General features: G+C 50.1%; 19 protein-coding genes. 3 read left to right on the plus strand and 16 right to left on the minus strand.

Features of this window, described 5'->3' with window-relative positions; genetic code table 11:
* Nucleotides 1–2: 2 nt before the first annotated feature.
* From JW984_11635 to JW984_11680, 10 genes are all read right to left on the minus strand, one after another.
* Nucleotides 3–746, minus strand: coding sequence for an ABC transporter ATP-binding protein (locus JW984_11635; protein MBN1573838.1), 744 nt, complete (start codon nucleotides 744–746; stop codon nucleotides 3–5).
* Nucleotides 730–1,497 (minus strand): ABC transporter ATP-binding protein, encoded by a 768-nt coding sequence (locus tag JW984_11640; GenBank protein MBN1573839.1) that lies wholly within the window; start codon nucleotides 1,495–1,497, stop codon nucleotides 730–732. Before JW984_11640 ends, JW984_11635 begins: the two co-directional genes overlap by 17 nt.
* The gene (locus tag JW984_11645) at nucleotides 1,494–2,594 is read right to left on the minus strand and encodes a branched-chain amino acid ABC transporter permease (GenBank protein ID MBN1573840.1); all 1,101 of its coding nucleotides are present in this window, start codon (nucleotides 2,592–2,594) and stop codon (nucleotides 1,494–1,496) included. The genes JW984_11640 and JW984_11645 overlap by 4 nt, the downstream gene beginning before the upstream one ends.
* Before the next feature lie 3 nt (nucleotides 2,595–2,597).
* Complete coding sequence (locus JW984_11650) at nucleotides 2,598–3,482, minus strand: branched-chain amino acid ABC transporter permease (protein MBN1573841.1); 885 nt, start codon at nucleotides 3,480–3,482, stop codon at nucleotides 2,598–2,600.
* 74 nt (nucleotides 3,483–3,556) lie between these two features.
* Entirely contained in the window at nucleotides 3,557–4,732 is a 1,176-nt protein-coding gene (locus JW984_11655) for an ABC transporter substrate-binding protein (GenBank protein ID MBN1573842.1), read from the minus strand.
* Nucleotides 4,733–4,763: 31 nt separating this feature from the next.
* Entirely contained in the window at nucleotides 4,764–5,195 is a 432-nt protein-coding gene (locus JW984_11660) for an ACT domain-containing protein (protein ID MBN1573843.1), read from the minus strand.
* 10 nt (nucleotides 5,196–5,205) lie between these two features.
* Entirely contained in the window at nucleotides 5,206–6,507 is a 1,302-nt protein-coding gene (locus tag JW984_11665; protein ID MBN1573844.1) for a phenylacetate--CoA ligase, read from the minus strand.
* 15 nt (nucleotides 6,508–6,522) lie between these two features.
* Complete coding sequence (locus tag JW984_11670; GenBank protein MBN1573845.1) at nucleotides 6,523–7,113, minus strand: indolepyruvate oxidoreductase subunit beta; 591 nt, start codon at nucleotides 7,111–7,113, stop codon at nucleotides 6,523–6,525.
* A gap of 268 nt (nucleotides 7,114–7,381) precedes the next feature.
* Nucleotides 7,382–9,175 (minus strand): indolepyruvate ferredoxin oxidoreductase subunit alpha, encoded by a 1,794-nt coding sequence (iorA, locus tag JW984_11675; protein MBN1573846.1) that lies wholly within the window; start codon nucleotides 9,173–9,175, stop codon nucleotides 7,382–7,384.
* Between the two features lie 19 nt (nucleotides 9,176–9,194).
* Nucleotides 9,195–9,542, minus strand: a complete 348-nt coding sequence (locus JW984_11680) for a hypothetical protein (GenBank protein ID MBN1573847.1) — start codon at nucleotides 9,540–9,542, stop codon at nucleotides 9,195–9,197.
* An 81-nt stretch (nucleotides 9,543–9,623) separates the two neighbouring features.
* Here JW984_11680 and JW984_11685 point away from each other — a divergent pair, with 81 nt between their 5' ends.
* Nucleotides 9,624–9,782 (plus strand): hypothetical protein, encoded by a 159-nt coding sequence (locus tag JW984_11685; GenBank protein ID MBN1573848.1) that lies wholly within the window; start codon nucleotides 9,624–9,626, stop codon nucleotides 9,780–9,782.
* 266 nt (nucleotides 9,783–10,048) lie between these two features.
* Here the strand turns inward: JW984_11685 and JW984_11690 are convergent, their stop codons facing one another.
* The 5 genes from JW984_11690 to JW984_11710 all read right to left on the minus strand — a co-directional run bounded on the left by JW984_11690 (nucleotide 10,049) and on the right by JW984_11710 (nucleotide 13,069).
* Nucleotides 10,049–10,414 (minus strand): polymer-forming cytoskeletal protein, encoded by a 366-nt coding sequence (locus tag JW984_11690; protein MBN1573849.1) that lies wholly within the window; start codon nucleotides 10,412–10,414, stop codon nucleotides 10,049–10,051.
* Between the two features lie 159 nt (nucleotides 10,415–10,573).
* Nucleotides 10,574–11,377, minus strand: a complete 804-nt coding sequence (locus JW984_11695; protein ID MBN1573850.1) for an SAM-dependent chlorinase/fluorinase — start codon at nucleotides 11,375–11,377, stop codon at nucleotides 10,574–10,576.
* Nucleotides 11,378–11,431: 54 nt separating this feature from the next.
* Nucleotides 11,432–11,932: a nitroreductase family protein gene (locus tag JW984_11700; protein MBN1573851.1), complete on the minus strand. Its 501-nt coding sequence runs from the start codon at nucleotides 11,930–11,932 to the stop codon at nucleotides 11,432–11,434.
* A 25-nt stretch (nucleotides 11,933–11,957) separates the two neighbouring features.
* A complete protein-coding gene (locus JW984_11705) occupies nucleotides 11,958–12,554 on the minus strand; it encodes a nitroreductase family protein (GenBank protein MBN1573852.1) in 597 nt (198 codons plus the stop codon).
* Nucleotides 12,551–13,069 (minus strand): ribonuclease H-like domain-containing protein, encoded by a 519-nt coding sequence (locus JW984_11710; GenBank protein ID MBN1573853.1) that lies wholly within the window; start codon nucleotides 13,067–13,069, stop codon nucleotides 12,551–12,553. Before JW984_11710 ends, JW984_11705 begins: the two co-directional genes overlap by 4 nt.
* A gap of 217 nt (nucleotides 13,070–13,286) precedes the next feature.
* Here JW984_11710 and JW984_11715 point away from each other — a divergent pair, with 217 nt between their 5' ends.
* Together JW984_11715 and JW984_11720 are read left to right on the plus strand one after the other, a co-directional pair.
* Nucleotides 13,287–14,960, plus strand: coding sequence for a M48 family metalloprotease (locus JW984_11715; GenBank protein ID MBN1573854.1), 1,674 nt, complete (start codon nucleotides 13,287–13,289; stop codon nucleotides 14,958–14,960).
* Nucleotides 14,961–15,101: 141 nt separating this feature from the next.
* Nucleotides 15,102–16,769 (plus strand): amidohydrolase family protein, encoded by a 1,668-nt coding sequence (locus JW984_11720; GenBank protein ID MBN1573855.1) that lies wholly within the window; start codon nucleotides 15,102–15,104, stop codon nucleotides 16,767–16,769.
* A 313-nt stretch (nucleotides 16,770–17,082) separates the two neighbouring features.
* Here the strand turns inward: JW984_11720 and JW984_11725 are convergent, their stop codons facing one another.
* Nucleotides 17,083–18,588 carry a hypothetical protein gene (locus JW984_11725; GenBank protein ID MBN1573856.1) on the minus strand — a complete coding sequence of 502 codons (1,506 nt, stop codon included), beginning with the start codon at nucleotides 18,586–18,588 and terminating at the stop codon, nucleotides 17,083–17,085.
* Nucleotides 18,589–18,617: the final 29 nt, after the last annotated feature.

The following is an 18,617-nucleotide window of genomic DNA, read 5'->3' on the forward strand; positions in this document are numbered from 1 at the left end:
TATCATTCCCAGAATTCTTTGTAGTCCCTCCCAAGGTACGCCCTCTTTACGTCACCGTCAAGGAGGAGCTCTTCCCCCCTGCCCTCCAGCAAGACATTTCCGGTCTCGAAAACGTAACCCCTGTCCGATATCTTGAGGGCGGCCCTGGCGTTCTGCTCTACAAGCAAGATGGTCAGGTTATTGTTCTTGAGATCCTTTATTACGTTCATTATCTCCGTCGTGATCTTCGGGGCAAGGCCAAGGGAAGGCTCGTCGAGCATGAGAAGCCTCGGCTTGGCCATAAGGCCCCTCGCTATGGCAAGCATCTGCTGCTCCCCTCCGGAGAGCGTCCCCGCCCTCTGTTTTTTCCTCTCTTCAAGGATTGGAAATAGATCGAAGATATCCCTCAGGTTTTTCTGGATCTCCTTTTTCTCCTTACTCTTTCGCCTGAGATAAGCCCCGAGCATTATATTGTCGTAGACCGTAAATGAGTCGAATATCTGTCTTCCCTCGGGCACCTGGGAAATCCCCAGGTTCACGATCTCCTCCGGTTTTCTCTTAGATATCTCCCTGTCGTTGAAGACAATGCTCCCCGAAGACAAGCCCACAATCCCAGAGATGCTGTTTAAGAGGGTGGACTTGCCGGCTCCGTTGGCGCCTATCAGTGACACTATCTCCCCCTCCCAAATGTGCATGGAGACGGCGTCCAGCGCCCTGATCTTCCCGTAGTGGGTGGAGAGGTTTCTTATCTTAAGTAAAAACGACATCTTCCCCCAGATACGCCTCAATTACGTTCTTGTTGTATTGTATCTCCCTCGGCGTTCCCTCGGCTATCAGCTCCCCGTGATCCAAAACTATAATATCGTCCGAGATCTCCATGGTGAGTCCCATATCGTGCTCCACAAGGAGGACCGTAATTCCGTTCTCACTGATTTTCCTGATTAGCTGCAGCAGGTCTTCGGTCTCCCTCTCGTCGAGGCCCGCCGCCGGCTCGTCGAGAAGGATCAACCTCGGCTCCGAGGCAAGCGCCCTGGCAATCTCGAGATAACGCTGATGGCCGAGAGGAAGAGATGTTGATATATCGTTTGCCCTCGGCTCCAATCCCACAAAATCGAGGTATTTAAGCGATGTCTCGGCGATCTTCCGCTCTTCCTTCACCGCCGTGGGTGCCCTGAAGGCGCATTCCAGAAAGCCTGAGCTTGATTTCAGGTGTCTTCCCACCATTACGTTTTCCAGAACCGTCATGTTGTCGAAAATCTCGAGGTTTTGAAACGTGCGGGTAATTCCCATGGAGGCAATTTTATTTGATTTCCTGCCGTCTATCCTGATGTCATCTAATAATATCTTCCCGCTAGTAGGCGGAAATATGCCTGTAATAAGATTGAAGAGGGTGGTTTTCCCTGCGCCGTTGGGACCTATCACAGCCTTTACCTCCCCATCCCTGACGCTGAAGGATACCTTTTGCAGGGCCTTGACGCCTCCGAAATTTATGCTGAGATTTATAACTTTCAAGATCATTTAAAGAATCTGCCCTTTACTCGATCGACAATGCCTTTGGTCAAGCCCTCCGGCATAAATATCAAAATTATCATTAATATAAGCCCGTATACGATTATATCAAAATCCTCGAAGAGGTAGAAGAGCTCTGGCTGAAGTTTTATCACAAAATTTTTCAATACATCAATGAACTCCGGTAGAATGGTTATCACCGCCGCGCCGAAGATCGACCCCCAGATGCTTGCCATCCCCCCCACGACGACCATCACAACGAGCATTATGGACTTGTGAAAGCCGAACGAGCTTGGACCGGCGGACGCTATGAAGTGGGCATAGAGGCTTCCGGCAATTGAGGCGTAAAGGGCGCTCAATACAAATGCTGAGAGCTTGTATTTCTGAATGTCTATCCCGAGCGTAGAAGCCGCCGTCTCAGATGTGTGAAGCGCCCGAAGGGCCCGCCCCACCCTCGAGTGTATTATGTTATTGCTTACGATAAGTATCAAGACCGCAAATATCCAGACCACATAATAGTATTTCAGGTCCGTATCAAAAACGATATTAAAGGCATACAGGTTAGGCACGACCTGGGATATTCCCGTCAATTCCCCCAGCTTCAGGTGAAGGATGTGGTCGAGGCCGAAGTTGAACTTTAAGAAATATAGCTTCGGTATATTGGTGATTCCCTCCGGCCCGCCCATAGGCAAATCGGTGCCCTTCGCTGGGAGCTTCATCTCGTTAAAAATTATACTGACAATGATCCCGAAGCCGAGGGTCGCCATGGCGAGATAGTGACCCCTGAGCTTCAGGGACGGAATCCCCACTACAAAGGCGACAGAGCCGACAAAGACAAGGGCAATCAGGGCCGCAAAAACGGGATGAAAATTGTAGTGGGCCGTGAGTATCCCGGATGTGTACGCCCCAAGACCGTAGAAGGCGGCGTGTCCCAGAGATATTTGCCCCGCATATCCCATGAGGATATTGAGACCCAGCACGATAATCGTGTGGAGACCTATTAAAATCAGAACGTGCAGGTAGTAGTCATTTGTCAGGAAAAAGGGAAACAAGGAAACAACGGCTATCAAGATCGCTATGTATATATAATCACGCTTGACGGACATAGCCTAAACCCTTTTCATCTCGCCCTTGCCGAGAATTCCGGTCGGTCTCATAAAGAGGACTATGAGCAGAACGACGAACGCTATTGCGTCCTTGTAGGCGGAAGATATAAGGCCGGCGCCCAGGGATTCGAGGATGCCCAGGGCAAAACCGCCGATTATGGCTCCGGGGACGCTCCCAAGACCTCCGATCACCGCCCCGCAGAAGCCCTTGAGGCCGAGCATGGTCCCCATATTGTAGATCGCAAATGTAATGGGGGCTATGATTATTCCGGCCACGGCGCCAAGCGCGCCGGAAAGGGCGAACGAGATCAGTACCATCCTCTTTACATTTATCCCCAAAAGGCTCGCGGCCTTAGGGTTGATGGCGCTTGCCCTCATCCCCTTTCCGGTATCTGTGTATTCGAAAAAGATATGCAAAAGTATGAGCACGATACATGTAATTCCTATTACCCATAGTGCCTGAGGGGTGATTGCCGCCGGCCCTATGGATATAGGCGTCTCTCCGGAAAAAGGAGTTGCCGCGTGGTAGTCCTTTTTCCACACAAGCATCGCTACTCCTTTGATGAATATAGACGCTCCGATAGTGATAATGATAAGAGATATGTGGGTGGGTTTTCTTACAGGCCTTATAATTAGAAGGTCTATGAATATCCCTACGATCAATACAGCGATTACGGATAAAAAGAATGATAACGGTATTGGAAAGCCCAAAGCGGTATTAAAAGTGACCATAAACAATGCCCCGAGCATAACAAACTCGCCCTGGGCGAAGTTGATTATCTCGGTGGAGTTGTAGATAATGGTAAATCCCAGTCCCACGATCGCGTAAATGCTCCCCTGGGTCACGCCGCTCACTAGGAACTGGAGTAGTTGGTCAAAAATGCTCATAAATAAAAAAAGATGAATACAAAAAGAGGCTAAACACAAAGGCTTAGCCTCTTTTTGCTATTTAGATGACAAGTTTACTTTATTATTACCCAGTTGCCGTTTTCAATCTTCAACATGACGAAGGCTGACTCTATGTTGAGTCCTGTGTGGTCTTCGGGGGTCATGTTAAAGATTCCGTGGATGCCGATGTAATTGGTGGTCTTCTCTATCTCATCCCTGAGCTTGGCCTTGTCCGCTCCGGATGTCTTCAACGCCTCTGTTATCATCGCCATTGCGTCCCAGGCGTGTCCGCCGAAGGAGGATACTTTAGATCCAGGGAACGTTTCCTCGTAAACCTCCTTGTAGTTCATAAGGACATCACGCTGCGGATCCGATTTCGGAAGCTGATCGGCAACGATGATCTTTCCCGCGGGGAGGATTATCCCGTTTGCGGCATCCCCGGCAATCTCCAAGAATTTGGGCGACGCGACCCCGTGGCTCTGAAAGAGCGGTGTTTTTATATCGAGTTGTACCATATTCTTGGCTACGATCGCCGGCCCCGGGTTTGTGCCCCAGCACACGATCGCCTCGGCGTCGGTTCCCTTTATTACCGTAAGCTGAGTGGTCATATCAGTATCTTCGCTGCCGAAAGACTCTTCCGCAACTATCTCAATGCCGGCGCCCGGCGCCTGTGCCTTGAGCTGCTCTTTGCCGCTGTCGCCGTATCCATTCGAAACCGTTATTATTGCGATCTTCTTAATGCCGTTGGCGTTAAAGTATTCGTATATCTTCTGAACGGCCATCACGTCCGTCTGCGGAGTCTTGAAAACCCACTTCTTGACGGGATCGGTAATCTTGATGCTCGCGGCGCATGACACCAGCGGAACTTCCTTCTCTTCAATTACGTCGATTACCGACAGGGTGTTTCCCGAGAGGCTCGGCCCGACGATCGCGAGGACGTTGTCCTTTTCAATGAGCTTCTTTACGAGTGTCACGGAGTTTGTAGGATCACCCTCGTCATCGTAGATGACAACCTCAACTGGATGGCCGTCTATCCCTCCTTCCTTGTTGACGATATCGGCGTAAAGCTCCATCGACTTTTTCTCAGGCTCTCCCAGAAAGGAGTTACTTCCCGTTACCGAGAAGACACCGCCTATCACGTAAGGCTCGGCGGTCAGCTCCGGCGGGGGCTTCTTCTCGCAGGAAGTCACCAAGAGACCCGCCGAAATCATCAGCAATAGTCCCAAAAATAAAATTTTTCTTAGCTTCATACTTAAACCTCTTAAATGAATTCTTGGTTAGTTAAAGTGAATAAACTCTTTCACCTGAAAGTACGGTAATGTTGTTTTTAGTCAAAACATCTATTGCCTTATCTGTCTCATCAAACCTGAAGACTATAACAGCATTATCGCTCGATCTTTCCACAAAAGCGTACATATATTCAACATTAATATTATCTTTCTTCAAGATTTCGAGAATTTCCGCAAGCCCCCCCGGCCTGTCGGGCACCTCAACGGCAATGACTTCGGTCTTGACAACGGTAAAATTATTTTTCTGTAATACCTCCTTTGCCTTTTTTGTATCATTTACAATAAACCTCAAAACTCCAAAGTCTGAGGCGTCCGCCAAATAAAGGGCCCTGATGTTTACACCGCCGTCGCTCAATATCTTGGTTACCTCGGCCAGTCTACCCGATTTATTTTCCAAAAAGACGGATATTTGTTCAACCTTCATGGGAACCTCCCTAAATTTTACGGTTATCGATTACCCTTACGGCCTTCCCCTCGCTCCTCTGAATCGTCTTCGGCTCCACAAGCTTTATCGTTACGCTGACGCCCAGGAGGTCTTTGATCTCCTTTTCAATATCACTCTCAAGCTTCTGCAATCCCTTTATCTCGTCCGAGAAGACGGTCTCGTTTACCTCTACCCTCACCTCGAGTATATCAAGGGCTCCTTCCCTCTCCACGATCAACTGGTAATGAGGCTCCACGTCTTTGATGTTAAGCAGGACACTCTCTATCTGTGAGGGGAAGACATTCACCCCTCGAATTATAAGCATATCGTCGGTGCGGCCGCTTATCCTGTCCATCCTCACGTGGGTCCTGCCGCACTTGCAAGGCTCCGGGTTGAGGGAAGAGATGTCCCTCGTTCGATAGCGAATCACAGGGAAGGCCTCCTTTGTTATCGTGGTGAAGACAAGTTCCCCCTTTTCGCCGTAGGGGAGTGTCTCCCCGGTATTCGGGTCGATTATTTCGGGAATAAAATGATCCTCGAACACGTGCAGTCCGTCCTTAGCCTCCAAACATTCCGTGGAGACGCCAGGCCCGATAATCTCTGAGAGGCCATACAGGTCAATGGCGTCGATATTCAGCTTTTTCTCTATCTCTAAGCGCATCTTATTCGACCAAGGCTCCGCTCCCAATACGCCTATCTTGAGCTTCATCTCCTTGAAATCGACGCCCACTTCTTCTGCTACCTCGGCAAGGTGCAAGGCGTACGAAGGAGTACACGTCAAGACCGTCGGGCCGAAATCCTTCATGATCATTATCTGTCTCTTCGTATTGCCGCCCGAAATAGGTATCACCGAAGACCCCAGGGTCTCCGCCCCGTAATGAAATCCGAGACCGCCGGTAAATAGCCCGTAACCGTAGGCGTTGTGTATAATGTCCCCCTTGGTTACACCGGCCGATGCCAGGGTCCGGGCCATGAGCTCCGACCATGTATCTATATCGTTTTTCGTGTAACCGACGACCGTGGGCTTTCCCGTTGTGCCCGAAGAGGCGTGAATCCTGACTATATCGTCCATCGACACTGTGAAGAGGCCGAAAGGATAGTTGTCTCTCAGATCCGATTTGTTTGTAAAAGGTAGGTTTTTGAGGTCTCCTAATTCCTTAATGTCATCCGGTTTTATGCCGGCATCGTCAAACGCCTTCTTGGAGAACGGCACCCTCTCGTACAGCCTCTTGGCCACATCCTGGAGTCTTTTCAATTGAAGGGCTTCAAGCTCCACTCTCGGAAGTGTCTCGAATTTTTTATTATATATCATAAGATGACCTCCAGTCTATGATACCTTTTCCACCGACCTGCCTGCATCAAAGGCCTTCAAATTTATATCCAATATTTTTTTCGGCAAACTATCCTTCATGACCTCTATCCATTTATCGGCGGTTACGTCTATGTAGTTTGAGAGGTGCCCCAAGACGACTGTGCCCACAGCCTTCGCGTTTCCGAGGTTCTCCGCTATTTCGAGCCCCTTTATCAGGGAGACCCTGGGAAACGAGCGTTCAAGCAATTCGTATATCCCCTCGGGATACTTCTCCACGCCCAGAGAAACAGACGGGGGATTCAGGCGATAGTCGTTCAAGATAATTATGGTATCTCTGTTCAAAAAATCTATATAGCGTAAGGTTTCCAGAAGTTCCAGCGAAAAGAGGATATCCGCGCTCTCCTTCTTTATCAGAGGAGAGAAGACCTTATCGCCGAACCTGACGTGGGTGACCACACTCCCCCCTCTCTGGGCCATTCCGTGAACCTCGCTCTTTTTCACGTCAAAACCGCTCTTGAGGAGCACTTCCGAGAGGAGATCGGATGCCATAATGACGCCCTGTCCCCCTACTCCCGCCATCAATATATTTGTAACTTTGCCGCCCAAAAACCTAACGAGCTCCCATTATAATTGCACCCTGCCAACTCTACTTCCGCCGTCACTCTATTTGTAATCTCACCGTCTAAAACCGCACGATCTCCCATCACAATAGCATCCTGTACCCCTGCACCCCTGCCCACCGACCCCCACCATCAATGCATTTGCAACCTCACCACCAAAAAACTACATGAGCGCTTAAAATAACATTATAATCGAAAATAGTCCAACAAAATCTTCAAAGATTTTTTACAAATCTATAATAAGCAAATATTATTTAAGTGACAATAGCGTCGAATTTGCACAGATTGGTGCAAACACCGCATCCTATACATATCAAACGATCTATGACTGCCCTGCCCTCTTTCCCCTTGGAGTTCAACTCATCCGGCGCCCAACCGAGGGCTGGGCATCCCAGCTTAAGGCAGGCCTTGCACCCCGTGCATTTATCGACGTCGATGGTGTGTTGTTTCCAACTATCCCTCTTTGCCCCTCGAAGCAAGACGCATGGCCCCCTGGAGATGATTAGGGAGGTCTCCTTCGATTTAAGCTCATTCGATATGACCAAGGAGGTATTATCGAGGTCGTAGGGATCTATCACGGATAAGCGCTTTATGCCGAGGGCCTTGGCCAGTGCCTCGACGTCAACGATGTTTGTCTCGTCCCCCATAAGCGTCCTTCCCGTCCCTGGGTTGTCCTGGGCGCCCGTCATGGCGGTGGTGCGGTTGTCGAGGATGATGATGGTTGACCCCGACCTGTTATAGGCCGCGTCCATAAGGCCGGTAATCCCGGAGTGAAAGAAGGTCGAATCGCCGATGACCGCAACCACCCCCCCCTCGCCCTTTTCATGATCCGCCATCGAGAGGACCTTGTCCATCCCTATGGCATGTCCTATGCTTGCCCCCATACAGAGACAAGTGTCGATTGACCTCAAGGGCGGAAGAAACGCCAGCGTGTAACACCCGATGTCACCCGTTACGAACACCTTCTTCTTTGATAATTCGTAGAAGACACCTCTGTGGGGACACCCGGGGCACATGTTGGGAGGCCTCGGCGGGAGCTTCGGGAGATCGATCTCGACCGGTTCCCTAAGCTTCGGGCCTTGAGTCCCTATCAACCCGGACGATTCGACTATATCGAGGTTAAGCTCCCCCAATATCGGTATGAACTCCTTTCCCTTCGCCTCGATACCCATCGCCTTAATCTGCTCCTCGAAGAAGGGATCGAGCTCCTCGATTACCACAACCTCGTCCAGGTCCTTGACGAACTCCCTGATTATCTTCTCGGGAAGGGGGTAGATCATCCCCAGCTTTAAGATGGGGGCATTGGGAAACAGCTCCTTGGCGTATTGATACGATATACCGGATGTTACTATCCCGGTCTTCCCCTTCCCTTCCTCTATCCTGTTTTCCGTGAAATCGTTTGCGAACTCCCTCAGATCGTCGAGGCGCTTTTCGACCACCACGTGTCTCTTCCTGGCGTTGTTCGGAAGCATAACGAGCTTCTCGGGGTCCTTTACCGCTGCTATACCCTTTGTGGCGTTGTCCCTGTCTGCGGGTGAAATTTTAACGGGGGATTTCGAGTGGGATATTCTCGTTGTGGTTCTGAGGAAGACGGGGGTGTCGAACTTCTCCGATATATCGAAGGCGAGCCTAACGAAGTCCTTGGCCTCCTGACTGTCGCTCGGATCGAGCATCGGGATCTTTGCGAACTTCGCGTAGTTCCTGTTGTCCTGCTCGTTCTGGGAGCTGTGGAGCTCCGGATCGTCCGCCGAAACTATGACGAGCCCTCCCCTAACTCCGGTATAAGATAGGGTAAAGAGGGGATCGGCGGCAACATTGACGCCCACGTGCTTCATGGCGACCAGCGCCCTCGCTCCGGCATATGCGGCGCCCACACCCACCTCCAGGGCGACCTTTTCGTTTGGCGACCACTCGGAGTAGACCCCATCGTAGTTCTTCATGTTTTCGAGTATTTCGGTCGAAGGCGTCCCCGGATAGGCGGAAGCAAAGACAACGCCGCTCTCGTAGGCGCCCCGGGCTATCGCCTCGTTACCCGACATCAACACCATTTCAGATTCAGCCGCCATACTATTCTTCACCCTCTTTTTCGTCCTCCTCTTCTCCCTCTTTGAGGTTTTCCGTCTTTTCCGGAACTTTGCCCATCTTGGCCTTAACTATTTCCGTGTACGACGAATCGGGGAAGAGCTCCATAAATTTCTCCGAATATTTATCGGCTTCGTCGTCTTTCCCCTCACCCCTGAGAGACCTTATGAGGTTTATATAGCTCGACTCGTTTTTATCGCTCAGGATTTTCAGATATGCCTTTGACGCCTCTTCGTAGTCCTCCAATTTTTCTTGGGTAAAGCCGATGGACTCGATGACCACGTTTTTCATTGGGCCTTTGAATTTTCTCTCGGCTTTCTTGTAATCGGACATGGCCTCGGTGTATCTCCCAAGGTTGTAAAGGACGTGTCCGCGATAAAGAAAGGCAAACTTTCTCTGATTGGATAAGGGATAATGTTTGATAATGGAGTTGAGATCATCGAGGACTTCGAGGAGCTTGTCCTCGTCGCTCCTGGCGAGGCTGTAGTCTTCGATTGCCTGGCTTATTTCTATTTCTGCTTTTTTATGTTGTTTAAAATGGAAGAACGAAAAAACTACTACGCATACGCATAGGGAAATTAGTGCGACAACGGCGATGTAAAATACCCGTGAATTCTCTTCTAAAAAATAGAATATTTTTTCCCATAACGTGATAAATTCATCTGGCTCTTTTAATGTTTTTTTTCTTGAGACCCTTCTTTTTGCGGACAACTATATATATCTCCCCTACATTGATGAATAAAAAAATTTTATACGGCAATATTTATATTCTTTATTTTTCTGTATTCTTATATTCCGTATGTTGATAATTTGAAATTTATGCCACAGCGCATCTATTTCTACTTGATCTGTTCTATCCCTTCCATATGGACCTTCCCCTCGTAGAAAGCACCGTCCGTAACCGCCAATTTTCCGCACTCCATATCAGCGTTGATATGAGCGCTTTCAGTCAGCTCAATTTTATTTTGCACTATGAGCCTCCCCTCTATTCTCCCCTCGACTACAACGTCATTCGCCTTGATCGTTCCCTTTATCCTTCCGTTCTCTCCTACATACACCAACGCCTTAACGTCAATATCTCCGGTTATCTCACCATTTATAAGTATGTTTTCGTTCCCGGTAATATTTCCCGTTATCTCCGTGTCTTCTCCTATCCTGCAGTCAAAATCTTGAGCATTTATGGTCCCTGAACCTTTCCTGTCCATATTCCACCCCGAAATTCTATAAAAAAATAAAGTATTTATATAGCAAATTCCATTTCCTTTGTCAACAACAAAAACAAGATGTTTTTCGCGATATTTTAGGTCATGCGATCAATCCGTCAATTCAAGGTAAAAAATACAGACCGTCAACAAGGACTAACCTCAGCCTACACTTCCATAGAGAATCTTCACCCTTTCACCCATCTTGGCTCCCACGACCCTCTCCGCGCTCCCCCCCCTCTTTGCGATCTCCAGAAAGCCGGAACTCCCGACCAACAGTATAAGACCTTGCCCATCGCCGTCCTCATATGATCGGGATAATCCATCCACTTTTATCCTGTATGCATCGCCTATCACTACTTCGATATACTCCGACTCAATATTTGGGCGGATGTTCGTAATCAGATTTCCGAATCGGTCGATGTAAACGATCTCACCGATAATCTCGGTGGCCTTGGTTTTCGGCTCCGGGAATCGGATGAGAATCGGGTCCGCCACATTAGGGCCGATGATCTCCCAATCGCCCGATTCTCCCATCAGGCTTATGCGGGCAGCCGTCGGCGAAAATATGTCCCTGCCGTGAAACGTCGACGAAATCTCATCGAGCATGAAATCTCTGTTCTTTATCTCTCTGACTATATATGGGGCGTTGTCCGTCATCGCCCAAGAGATGACGCCGTTGTCAGGACCAACAAAAATATAGTCGGCAGTTTTCACGGCAATGGGTCGTCTCATCGTCCCAACCCCAGGGTCGACAACGACGACGTGAATTGTACCCGCCGGAAAGAAGCGATAGCTTGTGAGGATGCTGATGGCCCCTCCCCTCAAATCTTGAGGAGCGACCCCGTGATTGAGATCGACTATCACCGCATCGCGGTTTATGTTAAGGATAACACCCTTCATGACCCCCACAAAGGGATCCTTGTATCCAAAGTCTGTGGTCAGTGTAATAACGGGCGATGGCATTGTTTCCCATTTAAAATGGCCGGTCATATTTCAAATGAGGGCGTAATCCATTTATCATCCGTCTCTGATCATACCTTCAAGGTCTACCTTTTTCCTCGGGAGAAAATCGGCAGCGTAACCCAGGGCTACAAGGGCCACCGCCCGGTAATTCTTGGGTGGGTTCAACAGCTCGACAACCCTCGTTTCGTCAAACTCGAACTCGATTGAAGCGGAAATCCCGAGCTCTTTAGCCATAAGTATAATGTGGGAGAGGTCGATCGGCACGTCTATCATGAAGAAGGGTTGCTCTCTCCCCCTCCTTGCCACCGTCCAAGGCTCCGCAAAGGCGGCTATAATGACCGGAGCCGAATCAAAAGACGCCTTTTTTGACAGCCCGAAAAGCGCCTTTAAAACCCTGCGGTCCTTCACCACGAAAAACCGCCATACCTGGGAGTTGTTCGCGGAAGGGGCGAGCCTTGCGGCCTCCAACACCTTCATTAAAATATCGTCCTCTATCCCTTTATCCGTAAACGACGAAGGCTCGCAGATATTCTTGACCAGATCACCCACTATCATAATATTTTAAGGTAATAATATGGCTTCAAATCATCGTCACGATCTTTTCCATGGGCTTTCTCCTCTTTGAGACGAGACTTCGCGCCATGTAATCCAAGGAGGAAGCCTTTATCTTGTCCGGGGGATAGCCCAGTGGAGTAACCGCCACGATCCTTGCGTTATCAGGAATGGAGAGCGCCCTCTTTATTCCATCCTCGCCGAATCCGCCGATCCAGCACGTTCCTACCCCGACCTCCGCCGCAGCCAGCATCAAAAGCTCCATCAAGATCGAGCACTCGGCGAGATAGAAATGCTTGTCTTCCAACACTTCGGCGCTGTCAGGATAACCGCAGCAAACGACAAATCCAAAGGCCTTTGTCGTGAGGATCCACGGATTCACCTTCCCCATAAGGCCCGAGAATATCCCCCTTTTGAGGAGCTTTTTTCCTTCCGGCCTCGTCACGAAGACAAAGAAGGGGCTTTTGAACCCAAAGGCCGAAGCCCCCTCCAAAACCACCTCCTTCAAATACCCTATCTTATCACCCGGTATCGGATCGCCGGCATATTTTCTATAGCTCCTCCTGACCTTAATCACATCCATAAGGTCATTAGGGGATTTCGTTTTCTCTCCTCTATCGGTCATCGAGAGCCTCTCCCGTTCAAAAGGCCGACCGTCTCCCCATCAGTCTCTTGCCCCCTCAGTCTCTCCTCCAGGACGAGAAGGTTCATCACATCGTCCCTGTTGTATCTCAGGAGGAGATCGAGGGCCGATTCGTCACCGCTTCTAATATACCTTTCCCAGAGAACCGGGGCGTCCCTGCCGCACAGACCTTCCGTCTCCCGTCCTATGCCGAGCTTCTTCTCCACCGTCTTCAACCCTCCGTGAAGCCCCTGTCTCCAACAGTCGTACATGAGGTCGTGGGACTTGAAATACGACCTCAGATCGAGCCCCAACCTCTTTTTTATAATCGGGATATCGAAGCGGCTGCCGTTGTACGTCACTATCACATCGGCGGTGTCGAGGGCCCTCATGATGGTGTATTCCTCGATCATATCGCCAACTAAGTGAACGAAATTGTCGGGGGCAATAAAAATCCCGATTACGGTAATCTGGCCGTAAAAGGAAGTTTCTATATCGAGATACGCCCTTTCGTTGATTGAACTCAATCTTAAATCCTTCAGGCAAATAAATAAGAAATCTCATTTTCAATTATAGAACAGAGGAGACTATAAAACAAGCGCAAATAAGGGAGATTCGTAAGGTATTTCACAATGGATAACAATTTTAAGCGTATAAATCAAAATAGGCGGCGGCTTCTTGACAAAAATGTAAAAAAATATATAATTAGATGAATTTCTAAGAAAGGAAAACTACATGAAAGGAAGGTTGATATTCGCAACGTTTGCCACATTCGGCATTCTTCTCTCCTTCGTTCTTTTTGTAATCGTTCTGGTTACCTTTTTTACCGGGCTTATCGGCGCTCCGATAATGATTTTCTTGACCGTCGTCTTCAGCTTCATCTCCTGGCTTATCAGCCCTTGGATAATAGATCAAATCCACAAGTGGTTCTACAAGTTCAAGTTTATCGAGATCGAAGACCTGGAGATGAGGAGTCCCCATACGGCAAAGTTCCTGAGGGAGGCGTGCGAGCGAAACGGGATAAAGGTGCCGATGTTGAGGATAGTGGACGACCTCAACCCCACGGCGTACTGCTACGGCTCGTATCCCGGCAACTCGAGGATCGTCGTGTCGGAGGGACTCTTTCATTACCTGACTCCTGAGGAGGTAACGGCCGTATACGGACACGAGCTGGGACATATAAAAAACCTCGATTTCATCTTGATGACTATTGCCAACACGCTTCTTATGATTTTGTATGAGGTTTACGTCATATTCACGAGGGTTCGATCGAGGGGTAAAAACCCCTTCCCCCTTATAGGGCTTGTCTCCCTTGTTTTCTGGTGGATAGGTTCATACTTCGTCCTCTACCTCTCAAGGACACGCGAGTACCTGGCCGATCACTTCTCCGGTGTTGAGACGGGCGACCCGAACACCCTGGCCACGGCACTGGTCAAGATCGCATACGGAATCGCGACGCAGCCCGACACCTTAAACTCAAAGCGCCTTCTTGCCAGCACCAGGTCGCTGGGGATAACGGACTACAAGAACGCCGACAACGTCGGCACGGCCGTGAGCGTTGCGGCCGGGGTAAAAGACATCGAATCGAGGAAGATAGTGGAATTCGATCCGAGGAGGGTGTCGAAGGTCTTCCTCTTTGACATCTACAACCCCTGGTCGAAGATCGTTCAGCTCGGCTCCACCCACCCCCTCACCGGAAAGAGGATAAAGGGACTGATGGAACTGTGTGACGAAAGGAGAATCAGCCCTCTCTTCAACTTCGACGAGGTTACCCTCGAGGGCCACAAGCTGGACAGGGGAAGGCTTTACGGGAGGTTCTTCCTCGAGGTCTTGATATACTTCGCCCCTATAATGGGTCTCTTCTTCGGGCTTATACTTACCGTCCTCAAGGTGGAACTGTTTTCCATTATGTTGGTCACATTCGGCATGGGGATGCTCCTGAAGGCGATCTACAGGTATCCACCCATATCCAAGCCCGAGGAAACCACGGTCTTTGACCTCATGTGCGATCCATACGCAAGCCCCCTGAGAGGAAAGCCGGTGGTATTGAACGGGATCGTCATAGGCAAGGCGAGGGCCGGAAGCATATTCAGCGAAGACCTCGCGATACATGACGTCTCTGGGGGGCTTATCGTCCTGAACTACGAATCGGTAATACCCCTTTTCGGAAATATCTACTTCGGGATTTCAACCTCCAAGAAGATAATAAACCACCGTGTGGAATCATTGGGATGGTTCAGAAGAAAGGTGAGTCAGGTGGTCGACCTGAAGTCGATATTAACCGATGAGCGCAAGTACAACAGCTATACCAGATTCAAGGCGATTGCCCTGCCGCTTATTTTAATAGCCGCCGGATTTATCGCCGCAGTTGTTATTACAATTGCCTATGTCTTCTCGCTGGTGGGGTAGCAGATCATGAAATCCGTGCGTTAGATAGAATGGAAATTCTCGAGTCTTGTCATTTCAAGTACATTCTAAATATGCTGTCTTGAATATTGACGTCGATGCTTCACGCTGTTTTCTAATACTTTTGAAAGGGAGGATTATACCATGTCTGATCTATTAATTAAGAATGCTCTGATAGTGGATGGAACGGGTGCCGAGCCCTACTCCGGTCATATACTTATAAAAGGAGATAGGATTGTTGAAGTTGTCTCGGACACATCGACCGATTCGAAGGATCTGCTCAAGAAGAAGGCAAAAGAAACCTTTGATCTAAAGGGGCTGGCACTATCCCCGGGCATTATCGACTGCCACAGTCATTTCGACTGGATAATTACCCAGAAAAACCACACGGATTTCGCAAACTGCATGATGGAGCAAGGGGTTACGACCGTTGTGACCGGAAACTGCGGTTTTTCACCGGTCCCCACCAACAAAAAGAGCCAAGGCGAATTGAATAGATACGCCGAGTTCTTTCTCGACACCCCCATCGATTACAAGTGGACGGGGATTTCTGAATACAACGACTGCCTGAACTCGGGTAAAAAACTCCTCTTTAACAACGCCCAGCTTACCGGTCACGGCACCCTGCACCTTATGACAACCGGAGACGAGGTCAAGAAACCTTCGCCCGAAGACTTGAAGGGGATGGTGAAGATAGCGAAAAAATCTTTCGACGAGGGGTCATTCGGCATGTCGTTCGGACTTCAGTACCATCCGGGGATATTTTCAACCGACGAGGAGCTCACAACCCTTGCTGGGGTCGTCGCCGATGCGGATCGCATTTTGACCGTGCACATAAAGTCGCTCTCGAAATACTCCAGCGTATATCCCCTGCTACCGGCCTTGATACCGGGGGGGAAGGCCCACAACATCAAGGCGATTGAGCATATTATAAAAATAGCATCCAAGGTAGGTGTAAGGCTTCAGATCTCCCATTTCGTCTTCGCGGGGAAGAGAACCTGGCCTACGGCCAAAAAAGCGGTAAAGATCGTAAGAAAGGCGAGGAAGAACGGACTCGACGTGATGTATGACATGTATCCCATTTTCGGAGGAAACAGCTACATAAATGTCGTCCTGCCCCCGTGGTTCCTCGAGGATTTTGAGAAGAACTCGAAAGACCCCAAGGCGATAAAGAAGCTGAGGTTCGAGCTCAACATGACGATAAAGCTGGTGGGCATGAAATACTCCGACATTCAGGTGATGGACTCCGCCTTCAAGGGAGGGGAAAAATACAACGGATTGAACATCATGGAGATAGCGGAAATGGAGGGGATGGACCCCGTGGATGTCTTTATCATGCTGGTAAGAGAAAGCAAAGGAAAGACCCTCGCGATCGTTTACGCCTTGACGGGCGACGAGGAAAACGAGGAGATGTTGGAGAGCCTGATGTCCAACGAACTCGTTATGTTTGAAACGGACACGATCCTGAGATCGACCGGCGTTCCAAACCAGGCGTCCTTCGGGGCATTCCCGAAACTTCTCGGCAGATACACAAGGGACAAGGGTGTGATGACGCTGGCCGAATGCGTACACAAAATGACCGGTAAATCCGCCGAGAGGTTCAAGATCAAAGACAGGGGAACGATAAAGCCCGGAAACTTCGCCGATCTTGTGATCTTTGACCCCGATAGGATCGCCGACACCACAACCCGGAAGAACAGTTCTTCAAAACCCCTGGGAATCGACAAGGTATTTTCAAACGGGGTGTTGACCGTCGAAAACGGCAACTATATAAAGGGAGTAACACCCGGGCGGGCGCTGAGCTGTTCCTGAAAAAGTTGTTCGGTTTCCAGTGTCTGCCAATCAATATAGTCGACTTCGGCAGTCTTGAAAGAGATTTGTGATGTGAAAAGGCCCGCTTTAAATGAGTGGGCCTTGTATCTTTGGTATGGAGATTAGCAAGGATTTAATTCGTTTTGCATCGCAATTTCTTATCCCCGCCCATAAAACAAAAACTACTTCCCCTCCCAACAATAAAAAGCGGTATTGACAAACTTCCTATTGATGATGCATTTTAATATTCAATCTACTGTTTTATTGCCCGGTCGCTTACAAGCTTAGAGGGCGTGTTTGTCCTCTCCTCCTCTCACCTCACTCTGAAGACATGCACCACCGGCTTCACTCCGTCGGCGAACCTCTCGATAACGTAAATGTGGCCTCGCTCCCTGTCGTAGGCCGTCCCGCCTATCCTGTACTTCCTCTGGGCGCCCTTCCCAGTGACCGAGGGATCGGCCGTTGGATTGGGGAGGAAGAGATATTTGTCAATATCCAAAACGATGTAGGGCTGAGGCTGATAGGGTGCCAGTTTGCCGTCTGCCACCTCAGCCAAAACGGACGGATCGTAAAAGATGATCTGGGCGCTGTAGTCCGTGCTCCACCAACCCCTGTCGGCGTTGTGCCCGGAGCACCCCTTGGTGATCTCCGGGGGACAGGGCGTCCCGTCGGCATTTAAGCAGAGCACCATGTCGGTTATCTCGTCCTCAACGCAGGGCTTGTCGGGGCCGTCCGGGTGCATCCACCCGTACCAGTAGCGTTCTCCCGTTCCCTTCGTCCCTACGAATATTACCGCCGACCTGCCGTCCCCCGTGTTAAGCCAGGCGCCTCCCTCCCACTCGTCCGGGTGCTGGTAGCCGTTTAAATGAAAATCCGTCGTGTCAAACGGGTCGGCCCTCGTGTGGGAGTAGAGTATCAGCGGTATTTCCTTCAGCCTCTCGCCGTTTACCGGGGGATTTCCCGAAAGCCACGGGCCGTAAGCGAAGAGCGAAGGTCCCTTCCCGGACCAGCCCCCGTCCCTGTATCTTCCGGTGGCGAGGTATCTCCCCCCGGCGTATCTGTCCGCCCACTCCTTAGGTATCTCGAAAATGTATTTGTCTACGCTGTAGAGGGACTGGTTTCCTATCCACCAGGCGCCCATTGTATTCGGGGATTTGAGGTTCAGGTCAAACCAGGCGTGGGAGGGAATGATCGTCTCCCCCTCTTCGTCTTGGAAGTGCTGTCCCCAGCAGAGGTGGATCTTCTCCCCCGTCTCCGGGATGGAGAGGTAGCAAAGCCCCACACGGGGAAGCTCGGTCAGGGCGTCGAAGTGGCCGCCGCCTACGTCCGAAAATCCCTGGAGGGTCTCGGCCGTGTTCAGCTCTTCAGGATTTTTCAATGAGGATATTACCGGGGCCGGGATAGCAAACTCGGATACCCGGCTCAACGGCTCGAAGCCCACGCCGTAAAGCGAGCCTGGAAAGCCGTCTTTGGGGCCTGAGGCGTCGCCCGTGGGCCGGTACGTCAGTGCGCCGCCGCCGTACTCCCAGGCGAGGTCTGGATCGGCCCCCTCGACGATGTCCGGGAGCCTGAAGGCCCCCAGGTATTCTATGTCTGTTGGCTGTACCAGCCTTGACGTATCGCCTGTAGTTTTTACGTAATCGCCCCCTGCCGCCCCGCCGCCTGTGAGCTCCCGGCCGTTGGCGCTCTCCGTTTCGAGGGGTTCGGGCAGGGCCCCCTCTCTCTCCGTGCAGGAGAAGATGAGAATAGAGGCAAGGGCGATTACAAACAGCGCCGCCCAAATTAAAAAATATTTTTTATTCAGAAGCGCTTTTTTCATTAAAACCCCCATAATATCAAAACGTTATG

The organism is Candidatus Zymogenus saltonus (assembly GCA_016929395.1).
GTDB lineage: Bacteria > Desulfobacterota > Zymogenia > Zymogenales > Zymogenaceae > Zymogenus > Zymogenus saltonus.